Origin of the sequence: Paenarthrobacter sp. CCNWLY172, from assembly GCF_037402035.1 — a bacterium.
Classification (GTDB): Bacteria; Actinomycetota; Actinomycetes; order Actinomycetales; family Micrococcaceae; genus Arthrobacter.
On sequence record NZ_JBBEGB010000002.1, the window covers coordinates 275,121 to 293,606 of the forward strand.

The window sequence follows — 18,486 nt, forward strand, 5'->3', positions numbered from 1 at the left end:
CATCATTAGTTGCCTATAGCTTCACAGTTGTTATCCGATCGCGATGTTTGCACCCCCGAACTGGGCATTTATTCGGCCCACCGGGCGGTAACATAGGCCACACATGGGTGACTTAGATCACAATCGAGGCAGCTAGGCAAGAACTGTTCACAAGCCCCATTTACCGTTCGCACCGGCTGCAATGGCGCAGCCGGGACCACCCCCACTGTGGAGGTTTCCATTTTGAGAAGCACACTGCGAGACCCGTCCATCAGACGGTCCAAGGGACTGCAGAGAGTTGTGGGGGCGCTGTTCGCAGCCCTCATCGCCGCTCTGTTGATCGCCGCCCCCTCGGCACAGGCAACCACCCCATCGCCTTCGCCGTCACCGACGACATTCCAAAACAACATCAGCGGGTTCCTCCGCGATGATGCCCGGGCCCCCATACCCGGCGTCAAAATCAAGGCCTCAGGCAACGGGTTCGAAGGTGAAGCAACCTCCGGAGCCAATGGTGCGTGGACCATCGGTGTTCCCGTCCAAGGTACCTACACCATCGAGCTGGACACCTCCACCTTGCCGGAGGGCATCGCACTGGCCGAGGGCCAGGACAATCCCCGCGATGTCACGTTCAGCCAAACATCCAACCTGTCAGTGATCTTCGCCTTCGGTGAGGGCATCGTGGTCCAACAGCAGGACTTTGGCCAGAACCTCCTCAACCGCCTGGTGGCGGGCCTGAGCTTTGGCCTCCTCCTCGCCCTCGCCTCGGTGGGCCTCTCCCTGATCTTCGGAACCACGGGCCTGACCAACTTCGCCCACGGCGAGATGGTGACCCTGGGCGCCGTCCTCGTGTTCATGTTCAACGGATTCGGACTCCCCTTCTGGCTGGCGATCCTGCTGGCACTGATAGGGGGCGGGCTCTTTGGCTACGTCCAGGACGCCGGACTCTGGCGTCCATTGCGGAAACGCGGCTCCGGCCTCGTTCCCATGATGATCGTCAGCATCGGCCTGGCATTGGCCATCCGCTACGTCATCCAGTTCTTCTTCGGTGGAGCAACCCAACAGCTGCCCGGTGCACAAAGCGCCGAAATCCAGATAGGGCCTGTGTCCATCTCCCCGAACAACCTCTGGTCACTGATTATCAGCGCTGTGGTCATCGCGTTGATTGGCATCGTCCTGCTGAAGACCCGTCTCGGCAAGGCAACCCGCGCCGTAGCGGACAATCCCGCTTTGGCAGCCGCATCCGGCATCGACGTCGACTCCGTCATCCGCATCGTCTGGATCGTCGGCGGCGTCCTCGCCTCCCTCGGTGGCATCCTGTGGGCGTACTACCGTCCCGGTGTCACCTTCGACATGGGCTCGCAGATCCTGCTTCTTATCTTCGCCGGCGTGACGCTGGGTGGTCTGGGAACCGTCTTCGGCGCTTTGATCGGCTCGATCGTCGTCGGCATCTTCGTGGAACTGACTACAGTGTTCGGCCTTCCCGCCGACCTCAAGTACGTCGGTGCACTGTTCATCATGATCGTTGTTCTTCTGTTCCGACCGCAGGGTATCCTCGGCCGGCGTGAGCGTGTGGGTTAGGAGCGGGCCATGGACTTCGGATTCATTTTCTCCAGCGCCCTTGGCGAATTATTCAGCCCGACGACGGCGGCGTACGCACTGGCCGCTTTGGGTCTTGCGGTTCACTTCGGCTACTCAGGCCTGCTGAACTTCGGCCAGGCAGGCTTTATGGCAGTTGGTGCCTACGGTTTCGCCATCTCAACCCTGAGCTTCGACGCTCCGTTCTTCCTTGCACTGATCGTCTCCATTCTCTGCTCGGTGATCTTCGCCTTCATCCTCGGTATTCCCACCCTCCGGCTACGCGCCGACTATCTGGCAATCGTCACCATCGCAGCGGCAGAAATTGTCCGTTACGTAGTCACCACCAACCAGCTCACCAGCGTTACTGGCTCCGCCAACGGCCTGGCCGCGTTTGAGAACACGTTCTACGCCATGAACCCCTTCCCCGAGGGGTCCTACATGGGCATGAACAACCGTGACTTCTTCATCCGGGTGGTCGGTTGGGGACTTGTCATCGTGTGCTGTGTGCTGGTCTGGCTCCTCATGCGCAGCCCGTGGGGCCGTGTCCTGAAGGGCATCCGCGAGGACGAGAACGCTGTCCGCTCGCTCGGTAAGAACGTCTACGCCTACAAGATGCAGGCACTGATCATCGGTGGTGTCCTGGGAGCCTTGGCGGGCATGATCTTCACACTCCCCCGCGGCGCCGTCCAGCCATCCAACTACGGCACGGAACTGACGTTCTTCCTGTGGACCTGCCTCCTCCTCGGCGGCATGGCCACTGTCCTGGGGCCGGTCATCGGAGCCATGATCTTCTGGGTTGTCCTGTCGCTGACCCAGAGCCTGCTCTACGGCCTTATCGAATCAGGGGCAGTCACGTGGCTGACCACCGTCCAGGCCGGCCAGTTGCGCTACATCCTGGTGGGTGTCGCGCTGATGCTCCTGATGATCTTCCGCCCGCAAGGCGTCTTCGGCAATAAGAAGGAGCTTGCTTTCGCATGAGTGAGACCAACGAACGCAATACCGAGAATATCGACTACATGACGGATTCGCGGCCCATCGCGGTCGGGGAGAACACCCCCGGCTGCAAGAAGCGCGATCCCATCGTGGTGGCAGAGGATGTCACCCGGTCCTTTGGCGGCATCAACGCAGTGGACGTCGAATACCTTGAGATCCCGCGCCACAAAATCACTGCTTTGATCGGCCCCAACGGCGCCGGCAAAACCACCCTGTTCAACCTGCTCACCGGCTTTGACACTCCCAATACAGGCAAGTGGCAGTTTGAGGGCAACAGCCTGGCAGGCGTTTCCTCCTACAAGGTGGCACGCATGGGCATGGTGCGCACGTTCCAGCTGACCAAGGTGATGGGCAAACTAACCGTCATGGAGAACATGCGGCTCGGCGCAGCGGACCAGCCCGGCGAACGGCTCTCCAAGGCCCTTTTCAAGGGCATGTGGGGAGGCCGCGAGAAGGAAATCACAGCCCAGGCCAACGTGCTGTTGGAGAAGTTCAAGCTGGATGCCAAGAAGGACGACTACGCTGCGTCCCTCTCGGGTGGACAGCGGAAGCTGCTGGAAATGGCACGTTCCCTGATGGTGCGGCCCAAGCTGGTGATGCTCGATGAGCCCATGGCCGGTGTGAACCCAGCACTGACCCAGTCGCTGCTGGACCACATCAAGAACCTGAAGGCTGAAGGCATGACCGTGCTGTTCGTGGAGCACGACATGAACATGGTCCGGCATATCGCGGACTGGGTAGTGGTCATGGCAGAAGGCAAAGTGGTGGCTGAAGGCCCTCCGGGCGAAGTCATGAAGAACCCTGCCGTCATCGACGCCTACCTTGGCGCCCACCACGACGTGGACCTCGGCGATGCTGAAGGCATCAAGGTGCTCGAAGCCGAGCTTGAGGCCGATGAAGAGTCGGTGGTGGGTACTGAAGACGCCGGCATCCTGTCCGACATCGTTGAAACCAAGAAGGAGGACGGGAAATGAGCAGCCCCGCCGCAATGCCCGCCTCAGCAGCTGCTCCGGCAGGCGATTCCGTCGTCAAAGTCACCAACCTCGTAGCCGGGTACATTCCCGGCGTCAACATCCTCAACGGATGCAGCATCGAGGCACGCAAGGGTGAGTTGATCGGCATCATCGGCCCCAACGGTGCCGGCAAGTCCACCCTGCTGAAGGCCATGTTCGGGCTGGTGAAAGTCCACTCCGGCACCGTGGTGGTCCGGGGCCAGGACCTCACGGGTTTGAAAGCCAACAAGCTGGTGACCCAGGGTGTGGGCTTCGTGCCGCAGACCAACAACGTGTTCGCAGCACTGACCATCGAAGAGAACCTCCAGATGGGCATGTTCCAGCGTCCCAAGGCTTTCGCTGAGCGCTTCGACTTTGTGACCAGCCTGTTCCCCGAACTGGCTAAGCGTCGCGCCCAGCGTGCGGGGTCGCTCTCCGGTGGTGAGCGCCAGATGGTAGCCATGGGCAGGGCGCTCATGATGGATCCGGCTGTACTGCTCCTGGACGAGCCGTCTGCTGGCCTCTCCCCCGTCAAACAGGACGAAACCTTCCTCAGGGTCCACGAGATCAACCGTGCCGGCGTCTCGGTCATCATGGTGGAACAGAACGCCCGCCGATGCCTGCAGATCTGCGACCGCGGCTACGTACTGGACCAGGGCAAGGACGCATACACGGGTACCGGCCGTGAGCTCATGAAGGACCCCAAGGTCATCCAGCTCTATCTGGGCACTCTGGCGGACGAGGTCTGACCACCTCAGCCCCACACGACGGAAGGCCCCGGGACACCACCCGGGGCCTTCCGCTGTTTAAGACACACTCCTGCCAAGGGAGCGGAAGCCGCCTGGACCCCTTCGGTCAACGCGAAATGCCACCCAATGGCATGCTGGACTGATGACGGGAACCATCACGGAACTGCAGCAAAGCCTCCTGTTGACATGGCTTGGTGGCTTCACCGTGGTTCAGGACCACTCATGGCCCCTCCAGGACACCACCGTCCTTCAGGTCGCTGCCCCGGATGGCCAGGAGTACATCGTCAAAGCCAGCACCACGAGCCACCACATCCGGCGCGAAATTGCGGCTTACTCGCGGGGCCTGCCGGGGCTGCACGGCAGGGTACCCACCCTGAAGCACGCGTCGCCTGAGGCAGGCATCCTGGTCACCGGGTACTTGCCCGGGACCCTGGTAGCTGGAACCTCTTCCGAATCCGATCCCAGAACGTACCGTGAGGCCGGCATGCTGCTCTCAAGGATGCACCTGCCGGCGGGAACCTCCCGCGGTTACGCAAAGGCGCTGGCGGCCAGGACGGGCTCCCTCATTGAACGCGCGCACTCTCTCCTGCCCGAGGAGACGCAAAGAAGACTACAAGAGGTCCTTGAGTCGTTGGAGCCGGGTCCTGCCACGCTTGTGACAACCCATGGCGATTACCAGCCCAGGAATTGGCTGGACGACGACGGAGTGATCAAGGTGATCGATTTTGGCCGTGCCGAGCTTCGCCCGTGGGTTCATGACCTGGTCCGGCTCAGCCACCAGCAGCTGCTCGCTCAGCCAACGCTCGCCGCGGCCTTCCACGAGGGCTTGGGCAGGGTTGTCACCAGCGAGGAGGACCACCACCTGTGGACGCTGGAAAACCTCAACCAGTCGGTGGGCACGGTGGTCTGGGCACACCACGTGGGAGACGCTGTCTTTGAGCGTCAGGGCGTGGAAATGGTGACCCGGGTCCTTGATGGGTTTCTCCCCCGAAGCGGGTAGCGACGTCACAGAACGCAGCCCAGCACAGAACAGGCCCCCTTCCAGATGAGGAAGGGGGCCTGTGACTGACTGCGGTTTGGACCGGCTGCGGCTTAGAGCTTGCCGAACTCTTCGCGGACCGGCTTGTAGGTGTTGTCATCCTGGTATTCGTAGATACCGATGTACGCCTCGGTGGGGTCACCAGCGTCGGAGAACGTGACCGGACCGGACTGGCCGTCGTAGTCGATGTCCTTGCCGTCGCGGAGCAACGTGACACATGCTGCGAAGGTGGTGCACTTCTCGCCGCCCTCAGAGACTTCCTTCAGCTTGGCTGCGATGTCCGTACCTTTGGTGCTCTTGGCGGCCTCAGAGGCCAAAGAGATCAGGTTCACGGCGTCGTAGGACTCGCCTGCGTAGCTGTAATCCTTCAGGGCGGGATCGATGGCGAGGAGCTTCTTCTTGAAGTCGTCCTTGGCGAACGTACCGGGAATGGTTCCCTGTGCGCCCTTCATGGTGCCGGCCTGGAAGTCCTTGCTGTAATCGGAGGTGTTGCCATCAACCATGAACAGCTGCGTGGGCTTGATGCCCTTGCCCGTGATCAGGGGGACGATGCTCTTGGCTTGGTCGAAGGTGATCAGGGCGATCGCATCCGGCTTGGCGGCGAGGACCTTGTCCACCTGGCTGCTGAACTGGGAGTCACCCTCGTTGAAGAGTTCCTCAGCAACAACCTTGCCACCGGCGGCCTCGAAGGCTTCCTTGACGTTCTTCTGGAGACCGGTTCCGTAAGCGTCGTTCAGAACGATCATGCCAACGGTTTGCGCTCCACAGGTAGCCATGTAGTTGCCCAGGACCTTGCCCTGCAGGACGTCGGACGGTGCAGTTCGCCAGTAGAGGCCCTTGTCGTCCCATGTGGTGAAGTCAGGCGAGGTGTTGGCGGGCGAGAAGTGGATGACACCGGCGCCCGTGATCTGGTTGATGACCGTCTTGGAAACGCCCGAGGATGCAGCACCGATGACGGCGCTCACGCCCTGGCCCAGGAGGGCGGTGGTGGACTGGGTGGCGATGTCCGTCTTGGTATCACCGGAGTCGCGGTGGACCACGGAGACAGGTGCGCCGAGTACGCCACCGGCGTCGTTGACTTCCTTGATGCCGAGGTTGACACCGGCAATTTCGGGCGGGCCGAGGAACGCCAGCGACCCCGTCGTCGGCAGGAGCGATCCAAGTTTCAGTGGTGCGTCTGTGGTGGTGGTCGAGGGAGGTACTGGTCCCGTGTTGGTGGCAGCCTGGCTGTTGCCGGCTCCCGCCCCGCCGCTGGGAGCCGGGCAGGAAATGCCTGCCGCCGCGGCGGAAGAAGACCCGGTCTGGGTAGGAGTCGAAGACCCACCACAGGCCGTGGCCAAGAGAGCGACCCCAATGCCAAGCGCTGTTAGCTTGGCGGCTCGGGGCGCCGCTGGGGAAAGATCAAACATGCGTTGTCTCCTCGATCGAAAGGTGCGAACTGCCTTTGATGCGATTACTCAGGTGTTCCTGATTAAGACTCAAACTAATGCAATTGGGCGGCGAACATAAGTGATTCAGGTCACATCCCTATAACACTCGTTGCCTGTGGGGAATCTACGAGCGGGCTGGGAATTTCCGCGGAGGACCCTTGGGAGCCCGGCGGAAGCGATGTGGGCGGATAAGCGAGGTTCAGACAGACCAGCAAGCCCCTCGTGGACGGCCTAACCCGGGCCAAGGAAAAAGACCCCCGAATCCCTTTGTTCGCAAGGGTTTCGGGGGTCTTTCTGCTTGTGCCCCAGGTGGGACTCGAACCCACAACACGCGGATTTTAAGTCCGCTGCCTCTGCCAATTGGGCTACTGGGGCGCCCGCACCATGGTATCCCAGCTACAGCCCGCTGAATGGCCCGGCGTAGCGGAAGGTGCCACGGACGTCGTCGGGCCATGCGGGAAGCGTCAACAACTGGAAGTGATCGCCCCACATCGCCTCCGGCGGTTGCACACCCACAGAGGCTGCCGGCACGTAACCGAAGCGCATGTAGTACAGGGGGCTGCCGAGCAAGGCAATGCCGGGCTCCCCTGCGGCTGTGGCACGGGCCGTCGTCTCCCGCATCAAGGCTGAACCTACCCCGCGCTTCTGAAAGGCGGGAAGCACGCCGATCGGACCCAGCCCCAGCAGTTCCAAGTCTCCGATCCAGCCCCTCGTGCTGATGGCATGCCCCACAATCTCCCCACCCATCTCGGCGACGATACTGAACTCCGGAAGGTACTCAGGGCATTCAAAGAGCTCGCGCAGCAGCCCTGCTTCCATCGGCACGCCGTCCACGGGTTCACCGGTTACCGGCGAGACGGAGAAGGCCTGGGCAGTCAGTTCCAGAATCTCGGCGCGGTCCTCGGGACGCTCACTTCGGAGCACGAGACCTTTTCCCAAAAGCCGGAGCACATCCATGGCCCGGCCCGCGTCGGCCGAAGGCACCAGGAGGTGGTCGTGGTGGAAACCCGCCAGGACGTTGCAGCTGATTCCCGCGTGGGTCAGGGCGGCGCTCACGGCGGCCGTGAGGCCCACCGCTTCGAGTGCCGAGTGGACCTGGAGCGTGATCCACGAGGCCACGAAGTCGTAGCTCAGACCCAGCGCATCAGCCTCGTCCCGGCGGAGGACAACCGTAAGGCCCTCGGCCTCGCGCACAGCCGCCTCGATCCCGCCCTCCAGCGGCCTGCCATGTGGCCACAGGGCGTAGACGTAGTCGCCATCGCGGGCTACGGGGTGGAGGGATTGCAGGAGTGTCTTCAGATCGGTTTCACCGGACATGGCAACAGTCTAGGGGCGCAGCAACCCGCCACCGCCGTGGGCACACCTGCTTAAACGCCGACGGCGGCCACTCCCCGAAAGGGAGCGGCCGCCGTCGTGCGTTGACTGCGCCGTGCGTTGACTACTTGGCGGCGGCAGTGACCGGAGTCTTGGCTTCCTCAGCCGCAGGCTTGGCCTCTACAGGTGCCGGAGCGGCAGCGGGCTTGGGAGCGGGCGTTGCAGCGGCCACGAAGGCACCGCGCGGGTTGTCGAGGTCCATCAGCTGCGTGGTGTCGCGGCCGGCGAAGAAGGCCAGGATCCAGCCGAAGATCACACGGAACTTGCGCTCAACCGTGGGCATGGCCATGCCGTGGTAACCACGGTGTGCCAGCCAGGCGAGGCCGCCCTTGAGACCGATGCGGCCGAGCAGGTTGATGTTGGCAACACCCTTCCACTCGCCGAAGCCGGCCACAGCACCAAGGTTCTTGTGCTTGTAGTCGTGCAGCGGCTTGTCCCAGCGGGAAGCCCACAGGTTCTTGGCGAGCTTCTTGGCCTGGCGAAGAGCGTGCTGGGCGTTGGGGACGCAAGTGCCGTCCGGCAGGCCCTTGCCCGTGAGGTCCGGAACAGCGGCGATGTCGCCGGCGGCCCAGGCGTTCTCCACGATGCCCTCGTCGCCTGCGATGCGCAGGTCCGGGAGGACGCGGACACGGCCACGGGGTTCCAGCGGGAAGTCGGTGGAGCGGATCATCGGGTTGGCCTGCACGCCGGCAGCCCATACCAAGGTGTCTGCTTCAACTTCCTGGGCCGGGGTCTTGTCCGGGAGGTTGATCAGCTTGAGGTTGCCCTCGGCGCTGTCAAGGGAAGTGTTGAGGAGTACTTCGATGCCACGGCTGCGGAGGTGCTCCACAACCCACTCGGCCTGCGAGGCAGTGACCTCGGGCATGATGCGGCCCATGGCTTCGACCAGGATGAAACGGATTTCTTCCTGGCGGATGCGCGGGTTGTTGCGCACTGCGGCGCGGGCGAGGTCTTCCATTTCGGTGAGGCACTCGATGCCGGCGAAGCCGCCACCCACCACGACGAAGGTCAGTGCCTTGGCGCGCTCTGCGGGGTCGGTCATGGTGGAAGCGGCTTCAATGCGCTCCAGGACCTTGTTGCGCAGTGCAACGGCTTCCTCGATGGTCTTCAGGCCAATGCCCTTGTCCGCGAGGCCCTTGATGGGGAAGGTCCGGGTAATGGCGCCTGCTGCGATGACGACATCGAAGTACGGGATTTCGAAGTTGTCGCCGCCATCGGACGGGGCGATGACCGCGGTCCGGTTGGCGTGGTCGATGCTGGTGACGCGGCCCTGGATGAGCTCAGTCTGCTTCAGGTGCTGACGGTGGGAGACGACGGCGTGGCGTGCCTCGATGTTGCCACCTGCTACTTCCGGGAGGAAGGGCTGGTAGGTCATGTACGGCAGTGGATCAACGACGGTGACGATGCCGCCCGCGTTCGCGATCTTCTTCTGCAGTTTGAGGGCTACGTACAGGCCGACGTAGCCGCCGCCGACGACGAGAACCCGGGGACGGTCAATGAGCTCTGGGGTGGTTGCCATGAGTCCAGAGTACAGTACTTTGTGAAAATCTTCACTAACTACGTCCGGGCGGGTGGATCCACTTTCAGAAGCGCGCCCGTTTCGGCCTCCTCGGCCACCGCTGGAGCGTTTTTGGCGACCCTCCTCAATTGGATCGCGGCCCCCGTCACCAGGGCAAGGAACAAGGCTCCAAATCCAAGCACGACGGCGGCCGGCAGGGCGTCGTCGACGGTCGCCGGCGTCTTCGCGGCCGGAACGGTCGGATCGGCGAGCGTGGGTGCTGCGCTGGTGGGGCTCGCCACGGGAGCCTGCGACGGCTCGCTGAAATCTCCCCGGCGGTGGACCCGGATCCAGTCAGCGATGGAACCCAATGGGTTGCTGCTGGTGGCAGCCACCTCATCCTTCAGTGCCGCCTCGGCGTTAAGGATGCCGTAACCGTAGAGGGGATCCTTGCCCGGAGCTCCCGCGTCCTTGGCCGTGCTCACAATTCTGTTGATGACCTGATTGGCACTCATCTCCGGCCATTTGGAACGGATCAGGGCGGCCACACCGGAAACGATCGGGGCAGCACCGGACGTTCCCGCCCATTCGGCGTATCCGCCGCCGGGGATGCCGCCTACCAGCTTCTCGGCCGGTGCGGCGACGCCGATGCTGATGCCCTGGGATGAGGAGTCGACGCTGGCGCGCCCCTCACCGTCGAGTCCGGCGACAGTCAGGACACCGGGAATGGTTGCCGGGGCTCCGACCTGGACGTTGCCGCCCACGCGGTTCCCGGCGGCCGCGACGATCACCACATCCTTCTGCTCTGCATAAAGGAAGGCCGCGTCCCAACTCTGCGGCCAGTCCGGCGAGGTACTGCCCAAGGAGATGTTGATGACCTTGGCGCCGTTGTCCACGGCCCAGCGCACGGCGTCCGGAATCTGCTCCTGGTCCGTTTTGCCACCCGGGTTCGGTGATCCGAGCCAGGTGGAGACGGCCAGGATTTGCGCTTCAGGAGCGACACCGATGATCCCATCCGGTCCCCCGGCAGGAGGGACCGTGGGTGGCACTGGAGGCGGCGCGGACCCCGTTGGTGAAGGCGAGGCCGTGGGTGTGGTGTGGCCGCGCCCGGCGAGCATCGTGGCAACCAAGGTTCCGTGCTCGGTCTTGGCACCAATACTCTTTTGCCCGTTGGGTGCTCCCGCGCCCGATACGTCCGTCCCGCCCACCACTACGCCTTTGAGGTCCGGGTGGTTGCCATCAATGCCGCTGTCGATGATCGCAACCTTCACTCCGGCACCCTTGGAAACCTGCCAGGCGTTGGTGACACCCGAATCCTTGAGCCAGAACTCTTTGTCGCGCCACGCGTCTGCGGTGGCGGCAGGGGCCGTCAACAGCGCACCCGCCAACGCCCCGCCTGCCAAGACCGTGGCAAGGGCAGCGGAGAGGGTCCGGTGAAAACGCAACGTCATGCGGCGTCCCGGATGCTGAGGGCGATGCCGTCCAGGATGTCGTGCTCGCTGGAGACGGCCGCAGCAATCCTGCCACTGCTGACACTGGCCAGGCGGGCAAGGATCCGGCGCCACACCAAGGCGCCGGCGCCGATGACGTCCACGCGGCCCGGATGCATGTACGGAAGCGCTGCGCGCTCGTCCCGCGTCATTTCCAGCAGGTTGGTGCACGCGTCGGTGATGGTTTCGAGATCCAGTGACGCACCATGGATCCGGTCCGGCTGGTATTCGTCCAGGCCCAACGCGTGGGCGGTGATGGTGGTGATTGAACCGGCAACGCCCACTACGGCCGTGGCGCGGTCAAGCGGTACCGTCTGCGCAGCAAGATCAAGTGCGGCATCGACGTCGGCCTCTGCTGCCGCGATTTGCGCCGCGGTGGGCGGATCGCTGCGAAGGTGACGTTCGGTGAGCCGCACGCACCCGATGTCCACGGAGCGTGCCGCGATGACGCCAGTGGAGTCGCCCAGGACGAACTCAGTGCTGCCGCCACCGAGGTCCACCACCAGGATGGGGTCCTCCCCCGTGGCCGGCAGGACACTGCTGGCGCCGGCGAAGGAAAGCGCCGCTTCCTCGTCCCCGGAAATGACCTCGGGCTCCACACCCAGGAGATCCCGGATGCCGTCCACGAAAACCTGCCGGTTGCGGGCGTCACGGGTGGCGGACGTAGCGGCGAAACGGACGTGCCCGGCGCCGTGCGCCTTGATCAGTTCGGCGTAGTCACGTGTTGCTGCAAACGTGCGTTCCAGCGCCTCGGGTGCAAGCTCGCCGGTGGCATCGACACCCTGGCCGAGCCGAACCACGCGCATCTCACGCACGACGTCGGCCAGCGGGCCCGGCGCGCCGTCTGCTGAAGCATCCGCGATGAGGAGGCGGATGGAGTTGGTTCCACAGTCGATCGCTGCAACGCGGCTCATGCAGTGCCTTCCTGGTGGCCCGGAGTGTCCGTCTTCGGTGTACGAACCGGCGCTGGACGCCCCACGATGTCCGGCAGCCCCTGCGGTCCGTGCCGGCTCAGGTCCCGGGACGGTGCCTCACCGGCAGTGTCCCACGCACCATCGCAGTAACAACGGTCCTTGGTCCACCACTCCGTGATGGCGCCCAGTGCTTCGTCTCCCAGCGGGTTGACTCCCGGCCCAGCAGCCAGGGAATGCCCAACCAGGACGTGGAGGCACTTCACCCTGGTGGGCATGCCACCGGCGGAGATGCCGTCGATTTCGGGGACAGCGCCGGTTCCAGAGCGGCCGGCGATGTCATCGCGGGCCTGGAGGTAGGCCTCGTGGGCGCTGCGGTAGGCGCCCGCCAGGTCCTGGTCGGCCGTGAGGCGATGATTCATCTCGTTCATGAGGCCGCCCGCTTCCAACCGCGACACCGCGGAGGTAATGACGGGGTGGGTCAGGTAGAACGTGGTGGGGAACGGTGTTCCGTTGCTGAGCCGCGGTGCGGTAGCGGCCACCAGTGGATTGCCGCAGACGCACCGCGCAGGGATCTCAACGACATCCCGTACCGGCCTGCCGAGCTGGCGGCTGAGGACCTCAAGATCATGTGCTGATGGCTGGCGGGATTCCTGCGGCACGGCTGCCGTGTTCTCTTCCACTTGCGCTGCCACCCTTCCTGCCCTTGTTGCCGTGTCCACTGCGGACACGACGGCGGTGGGCACCGCGTCTAGTCAGTTGCCGATCGTCTGATTGACTCCCAGAGGGCATCCACCCAGGGCAGATTTTCCGGGTTTGCAGACGATCCGGAGCCGGTGCGGCCACCCGGCGTGCCGGCGGCTTCTTCTCCCCCAAACACCCAGTAACCTGTTTCACCCGGCATAACCATGTTAATGCGGTCGCGGGCCTGTTGTTTCACGTAGTTGGGGTCCTGCCACCGGGAAAGCTGTTTGTTGAGCTCGGCCTGCTCTGCTTTCCGTCCTGCAATTTCGGCTTCCAGCGCCGAAATTTCGGCGCGCTTTTCCAGGAAAATCTTCACCGTGGGGGCCAGCATAATGGTGATCGCAATCATGACCACTGCCAGCGCCAGCATCCTGCCGGAAAACGCCTTGGCCGGCACTGGATCCAGATCATGGTCAGATGTGGCCTTGGTGCCCGGCTTGCCGGATGCCTTGTCCGTAGGCTTTTGTTGGCCCACGGATGGCTTCTTGCCGGCGGGTGCTTTGGTGCCGCCTGCCGGCGTCGGGGTTTTGGCAGTTATCCGGGGTCCGCCAAACTCTGCTTTGATGACATCGCCGCTACTGGAACCGGAACCTTTTGTCCCTGCACCCTCAGTGCTCTTGGCGGCAGTTCGCGGACTGGCGCCGGTGGCCCGGGTTTCGCTGACGGGACGGCCCGCGCTGGAGGAACGGCCTGCACTGGAGGGGCCCAGTGCGTCGGCCCTGGGTACCTTTGGACGACGGGTGGCCATGACACTCCTGTAATGCCCGGTGCTTGCCTGGCGGGTTGCTGCGCTTGCTGTTGTTGACCTGGCCCGCGTTAAACAGAACCGGCGGCCATGGTCTTTCCACCATAGCCACCGGTTACGTGTTTTCGCTGAAGGCTAGCCCTTGAAACGCGGGAACGCGCTGCGGCCGGCGTAACGTGCGGCGTCGTCGAGTTCTTCTTCGATGCGCAGCAGCTGGTTGTACTTTGCGACGCGCTCGGAGCGGGCCGGGGCACCGGTCTTGATCTGGCCCGCGTTGGTGGCAACGGCGATGTCAGCAATGGTGGTGTCCTCGGTTTCGCCGGAGCGGTGCGAGGTGATGGTGGTGTAGCCGGAGCGCTGGGCCAGGGAAACGGCGTCCAGCGTCTCGGTCAGGGAACCGATCTGGTTGACCTTGACCAGGAGGGAGTTGGCCGTTGCAGAATCGATGCCCTGCTGCAGGCGGACCGGGTTGGTGACGAAGAGGTCGTCGCCCACCAGCTGGACCTTGTCACCGATGGTATCGGTGAGGGTCTTCCAGCCTTCCCAGTCGTTCTCGTCCAGCGGGTCCTCGATGGAAACCAGCGGGTAGTCGGCAACGAGCTCAGCGTAGTACGCGCTCATCTCGGTAGCGGAAAGTGCCTTGCCTTCGAACTGGTAGGCACCGTCCTTGAAGAACTCGGAGGATGCAACGTCCAGTGCCAGGGCGATGTCCGTGCCCGGGGTGTAGCCGGCGTTCTTGATGGCTTCCTGGATCAGATCCAGTGCAGCGCGGTTGGACGGCAGGTTGGGGGCGAAGCCACCCTCGTCGCCGAGGCCCGTGGAGAGGCCCTTTTCCTGGAGGACAGCTTTGAGGTTGTGGTAGACCTCAACACCCCAGCGCAGGCCCTCGGAGAAGGTCTCGGCACCGATCGGGGCGATCATGAATTCCTGGATGTCCACGTCGGAGTCCGCGTGCGAGCCACCGTTGAGGATGTTCATCAGCGGAACCGGCAGGACGTGGGCGTTCGGGCCGCCCAGGTACTTGTACAGCGGCAGGTCAGCCGAAGCTGCTGCAGCGTTGGCGACGGCCAGGGAAACACCCAGGATGGCGTTGGCTCCGAGCTTGCCCTTGTTGGGCGTGCCGTCCAGGTCGATCATGGCCTGGTCGATGCTGCGCTGGTCAGTGGCGTCGAAACCAATCAGGGCCGGGGAGATCTCGTCGATGACGGCGTCAACGGCCTTCTGGACACCCTTGCCGAGGTAACGGCCTTTGTCACCGTCGCGAAGCTCAACGGCCTCGTGCTCGCCGGTGGAAGCACCGGAGGGAACTGCTGCACGGCCGATCTGGCCGTCGGAGAGCAGGACCTCAACTTCTACGGTCGGGTTTCCGCGGGAATCAAGGATCTCGCGTGCGTGGATGGCATCGATAAGCGCCATGGATGTGCTCCTTATGGGCAAATTACAGGAATGAGGAGGGAAATTCTCAACGTCCTCGTCGCTACTAGCGTAGTCCAGAGTGGCTTAGGTTACGGAACAACTTCCAAAGACCCACGTCATGAAGGCTGGGACTGGCTGTTCTGAAACGATCGAACAGCGGAACGGAGGGCCCGTTCGGCGTCGAGTCCTTGCTCCCGGGCACCGGCCACGACAGTCAGCAGCAGCTCACCGAGCTCCTCTTCCGAGGCCGGGATGACGGGAAGCCCGACGGCGGCCACGGGGCCTTGCGCGTCGACCTTCACCCCTGCGCGGGCTGCCCTATCCAGGGACTTCTGTGCTGCTGCCAACGCAGGAAGGTGCGGCGGGATGCCTTCAAAGGGATCCTTCCGTTCCGGCTTCTCGGCACGTTTGGCGGCGTCCCACTTGACGATGATTTCTTCGACGCTGGCCGGGAAACTCTCCCGCAGGGAACCATCGGCCTTGAAGACGTGCTGGTTCCGCCGGACCATCTTGGCGTTGATGCTGCGCACCACGTCCGCGAAATCGAAGCTGCCGCGCTCCTCGGCGAGCCGGGCGTGGAGTACTACCTGAAGCAGTACATCGCCCAGCTCGCCCAGGAGCTCGCTGTCCCTTTCCGGGGAGTCGCCGGCTTCGATCGAATCCACCACTTCGTAGGCTTCCTCGATCAGGTATTCCACCAGCGATTCGTGCGTCAGCGCACCCATCCAAGGACAGTGCTCACGCAGCGCGGCGATCGTCCCAATGAGCTCCGTGAGTCCGTCGGCGTTGTTAGCCGAGGTTGGCGTAGGCATCGTTGATGTACTCAACCAAGGCTTCGCGTTCGTCCAGCGGCAGGAAGGCTGCCTCGGCGGCGTTGAGCGTCAGTTCAAGGAGGTCATCGAGGTCGTAGTCAAAGGTTTCCACCAGCAGTTCGAACTCGTCCGTCAGGGTGACGCCACTCATGAGTCGGTTGTCCGTGTTGATGGTGACGTTGAAGCCGAGCTGGAACAGCATGTCCACGGGGTGGCTCTCGATGCCATCGCCAAAGCCGGAAACCGCACCGGTCTGAAGGTTGGAGGAAGGGCAGATTTCCAGGGCGATGCCGCGGTCGCGGACCCAGGCCGCCACGCTGCCGATGGTCACCATGCCGACGGTGTCCTCGCCGTCGTCGTCGGAGTTGTCCTCAAACTCCACCGAAATGTCCTCGGCGATCCGGACGCCGTGGCCCAGGCGCAGGGCACGGCCATCGACCAGGGCTGACTGGATGCTCTCCAGGCCCGCTGCTTCACCGGCGTGGACGGTGGCCGGGAAGTTGTTTTCGGCAAGGTACGTGAAAGCGTCCTTGAAACGGGACGGGAGGAAACCGTCTTCGGCGCCGGCAATGTCAAAGCCGACAGCGCCATTGGCACGGTGGCGAACAGCGAGCTCTGCGATCTCCTGGCCACGATCGGCGTGGCGCATTGCGGTGATGAGCTGGCCCACTTGGATCTGCTGGCCGCGCTCGTCAGCAGCATCAACACCGGCTTCAAGGCCGGTCTGGACGGCTTCAACAACCTCGTCCAGGGTGAGGCCCTTCTGCAGGTGCTGTTCCGGTGCCCAGCGGACTTCGCCGTAGACCACGCCGTCCTCGGCGAGGTCTTCCACGAACTCCTTGGCGACCCTGAAGAGGCCTTCCTTGGTCTGCATGACAGCAATGGTGTGGTCGAACGTTTCGAGGTAGCGGACCAGTGAGCCGGAGTCGGCTGATTCGCGGAACCATTCACCCAGCGCAACGGGGTCGGTGGACGGCAGCGTGTGGCCGACCGCCTCAGCGAGCTCGATGATGGTGGCGGGGCGGAGGCCTCCGTCCAGGTGGTCGTGGAGGGAAACCTTGGGGAGGCTCTTCAGATCGAAGTCAAGGGCAGGGGCGGCGTCAAGTATGGGCTCAGTCACGTACTAAGACTAATCCCCACAGCCGCTCTGGCTGGTACTGCCGGTCGCCTTAGCTGGCGGGCTTGGAGAGGTCGACGCCGGCGATCGCCTTTTCAGCGGGATCGACAGCTGTCACTTCGGTGCTGGCAGCAGCCTCCCTGGCGAGGTCCTTCTTCTCCAGGTATTTGTGCCACCAACGGAGGGCGTGATCCACCACAATGCCCAGGACCACGGCGAAGGCAACCGCGATGCCGACTCCCAGGAGCGGGTTGTGGTGCACCCACTGGCCCGCGAGGAGGCCGATACCGATGGAGTAACCTACCCAGGTGATGCAGGCGAAGGCGTCCAACCAGAAGAAAGTCCGGTGGCGGAAGCCGGTTTGTCCGGCCACGTAGTTCACTGCTACGCGGCCCCAGGGAATGTAGCGGGCCGTGAAGATGAGGACCGCGCCGCGCTTATCCAGCTCATACTGCGCCCAGGCGAACATCTTCTGGACCTTGGGCCGGCGCATCCACTTCCAGCGGGTGAGGCCGATCTTCCGGCCCAGCAAGTAGGCCATGTTGTCGCCTGCCATGGCACCTACCAGTGCGGTGGCTCCCAGGATCCACAGGTTGGGCTCTCCGCTGTGAAGGGACAGCGCCGAGAGGCCAACGATGGCTGTTTCGCTGGGAAGGATGGTGGCAAATCCGTCAATGAAGAAGAAGACCAGCAGGACCGGGTATATCCAAGGCTGCCCGGCTGCATGCTCGAGCATTTGGTTCAAAAACTCCACGCGGCGGTAGCTCCTAGACGAATATGACTTGACGGTGTGACGGAAGTCGCTCTAGTGTCCCACGGCCGGGACGTCGTTCGCTACGTCCCAGCCTTGGGATCACACGCTTAACGCTATAGGGGCTGATAAGGTGCCGTCGTCAACCGCCGGGCTGATCTTCCGGGGCCGGAGGCGTCATACCGTGGGTGGAGTCGGAGCGTCTTCCTCGGGGATGTTCTTGCCGTCCAACGGCACTGATCCACGGACTTTGCTGATGATCCGATCGATGATGATGCCCAGGATCACGGCAACCACGATCGCTATGACGGCGCCCAGGAGATGGTTGTCTTCGAACCAGACTCCGAAGAAGTAGCCCAGGATTACCGAATACGTGGCCCACAGGACGGCGGACATGGCAGTAAGGGCCACGAAGCGTCGGTGGTGGAAGTGCGTGGCACCGGCCGTCAGATTGACGGCCACCCTGCCAATGGGGATGAAGCGGGCCACCATGATGAGCGAGGCCGACCGGCGTCGGAGTTCCTTGCCTGCCCAACGGAAGGCGCCCTGCATCCGCTGCGTGCGCATCCACCGCCACCGCTGGATCCCTATGCGGCGGCCGATGATGTACGCGATGTTGTCCCCCGAGAACGCTCCCAAGGCTGCCATCACGCCGAGCAGCCATACATTGGGCGCGCCGCTGCTCCCGGACACGGCACTCAGGCCCACCACCACGGATTCGCTCGGAATGGGTGGGAAGAAGCCATCTATCACGCAGCAGGCCAACACCAGGAACAACACCCATGGCTGCTCCGCCGCGGCGAGGATGAAATCGTTGATGCCCTGCACGGTTTCCTTACGGTAGCCGGCTCCCCCACAGGCGCCGGAT

At 63.4% G+C, this 18,486-nt stretch carries 17 protein-coding genes and 1 tRNA gene; 5 read left to right on the forward strand and 13 right to left on the reverse strand.

Features of this window, described 5'->3' with window-relative positions:
- Positions 1 to 279 precede the first annotated feature (279 nt).
- From WBN73_RS04040 to WBN73_RS04060, 5 genes are all read left to right on the forward strand, one after another.
- Positions 280 to 1,557, forward strand: coding sequence for an ABC transporter permease subunit (locus WBN73_RS04040; RefSeq protein WP_207597506.1), 1,278 nt, complete (start codon positions 280 to 282; stop codon positions 1,555 to 1,557).
- Between the two features lie 9 nt (positions 1,558 to 1,566).
- Positions 1,567 to 2,535, forward strand: a complete 969-nt coding sequence (locus WBN73_RS04045; protein WP_337339524.1) for a branched-chain amino acid ABC transporter permease — start codon at positions 1,567 to 1,569, stop codon at positions 2,533 to 2,535.
- The gene (locus WBN73_RS04050; RefSeq protein WP_207596785.1) at positions 2,532 to 3,524 is read left to right on the forward strand and encodes an ABC transporter ATP-binding protein; all 993 of its coding nucleotides are present in this window, start codon (positions 2,532 to 2,534) and stop codon (positions 3,522 to 3,524) included. The genes WBN73_RS04045 and WBN73_RS04050 overlap by 4 nt, the downstream gene beginning before the upstream one ends.
- Positions 3,521 to 4,291, forward strand: a complete 771-nt coding sequence (locus WBN73_RS04055) for an ABC transporter ATP-binding protein (RefSeq protein ID WP_207596784.1) — start codon at positions 3,521 to 3,523, stop codon at positions 4,289 to 4,291. The genes WBN73_RS04050 and WBN73_RS04055 overlap by 4 nt, the downstream gene beginning before the upstream one ends.
- Before the next feature lie 142 nt (positions 4,292 to 4,433).
- Positions 4,434 to 5,291, forward strand: a complete 858-nt coding sequence (locus tag WBN73_RS04060) for a phosphotransferase (RefSeq protein WP_207596783.1) — start codon at positions 4,434 to 4,436, stop codon at positions 5,289 to 5,291.
- Positions 5,292 to 5,383: 92 nt separating this feature from the next.
- Here WBN73_RS04060 and WBN73_RS04065 read toward each other — a convergent pair whose 3' ends face one another.
- From WBN73_RS04065 to WBN73_RS04125, 13 genes are all read right to left on the reverse strand, one after another.
- A complete protein-coding gene (locus WBN73_RS04065; protein WP_207596782.1) occupies positions 5,384 to 6,739 on the reverse strand; it encodes an ABC transporter substrate-binding protein in 1,356 nt (451 codons plus the stop codon).
- A gap of 322 nt (positions 6,740 to 7,061) precedes the next feature.
- Positions 7,062 to 7,135, reverse strand: a tRNA-Leu gene (locus tag WBN73_RS04070).
- Positions 7,136 to 7,156: 21 nt separating this feature from the next.
- Positions 7,157 to 8,077 carry an N-acetyltransferase gene (locus tag WBN73_RS04075; RefSeq protein ID WP_337339523.1) on the reverse strand — a complete coding sequence of 307 codons (921 nt, stop codon included), beginning with the start codon at positions 8,075 to 8,077 and terminating at the stop codon, positions 7,157 to 7,159.
- Between the two features lie 121 nt (positions 8,078 to 8,198).
- Positions 8,199 to 9,653 carry an NAD(P)/FAD-dependent oxidoreductase gene (locus WBN73_RS04080; RefSeq protein WP_207596780.1) on the reverse strand — a complete coding sequence of 485 codons (1,455 nt, stop codon included), beginning with the start codon at positions 9,651 to 9,653 and terminating at the stop codon, positions 8,199 to 8,201.
- A gap of 38 nt (positions 9,654 to 9,691) precedes the next feature.
- Entirely contained in the window at positions 9,692 to 11,083 is a 1,392-nt protein-coding gene (locus WBN73_RS04085) for a S8 family serine peptidase (RefSeq protein ID WP_207596779.1), read from the reverse strand.
- Positions 11,080 to 12,036, reverse strand: a complete 957-nt coding sequence (locus WBN73_RS04090; RefSeq protein WP_207596778.1) for a Ppx/GppA phosphatase family protein — start codon at positions 12,034 to 12,036, stop codon at positions 11,080 to 11,082. Before WBN73_RS04090 ends, WBN73_RS04085 begins: the two co-directional genes overlap by 4 nt.
- Entirely contained in the window at positions 12,033 to 12,716 is a 684-nt protein-coding gene (locus tag WBN73_RS04095; RefSeq protein WP_207597505.1) for a DUF501 domain-containing protein, read from the reverse strand. Before WBN73_RS04095 ends, WBN73_RS04090 begins: the two co-directional genes overlap by 4 nt.
- Positions 12,717 to 12,784: 68 nt before the next feature.
- A complete protein-coding gene (locus tag WBN73_RS04100) occupies positions 12,785 to 13,525 on the reverse strand; it encodes an FtsB family cell division protein (protein WP_337339522.1) in 741 nt (246 codons plus the stop codon).
- Between the two features lie 132 nt (positions 13,526 to 13,657).
- Positions 13,658 to 14,938, reverse strand: coding sequence for a phosphopyruvate hydratase (gene eno, locus WBN73_RS04105; RefSeq protein WP_207596776.1), 1,281 nt, complete (start codon positions 14,936 to 14,938; stop codon positions 13,658 to 13,660).
- 116 nt (positions 14,939 to 15,054) lie between these two features.
- Positions 15,055 to 15,750, reverse strand: a complete 696-nt coding sequence (locus WBN73_RS04110; protein ID WP_207596775.1) for a MazG nucleotide pyrophosphohydrolase domain-containing protein — start codon at positions 15,748 to 15,750, stop codon at positions 15,055 to 15,057.
- Positions 15,728 to 16,870 carry an adenosine deaminase gene (locus WBN73_RS04115; protein WP_207596774.1) on the reverse strand — a complete coding sequence of 381 codons (1,143 nt, stop codon included), beginning with the start codon at positions 16,868 to 16,870 and terminating at the stop codon, positions 15,728 to 15,730. The genes WBN73_RS04110 and WBN73_RS04115 overlap by 23 nt, the downstream gene beginning before the upstream one ends.
- Positions 16,871 to 16,919: 49 nt before the next feature.
- The gene (locus WBN73_RS04120; protein WP_207597504.1) at positions 16,920 to 17,603 is read right to left on the reverse strand and encodes a DedA family protein; all 684 of its coding nucleotides are present in this window, start codon (positions 17,601 to 17,603) and stop codon (positions 16,920 to 16,922) included.
- A 192-nt stretch (positions 17,604 to 17,795) separates the two neighbouring features.
- Positions 17,796 to 18,446, reverse strand: coding sequence for a DedA family protein (locus WBN73_RS04125; RefSeq protein WP_207596773.1), 651 nt, complete (start codon positions 18,444 to 18,446; stop codon positions 17,796 to 17,798).
- Between the last annotated feature and the right edge of the window lie 40 nt (positions 18,447 to 18,486).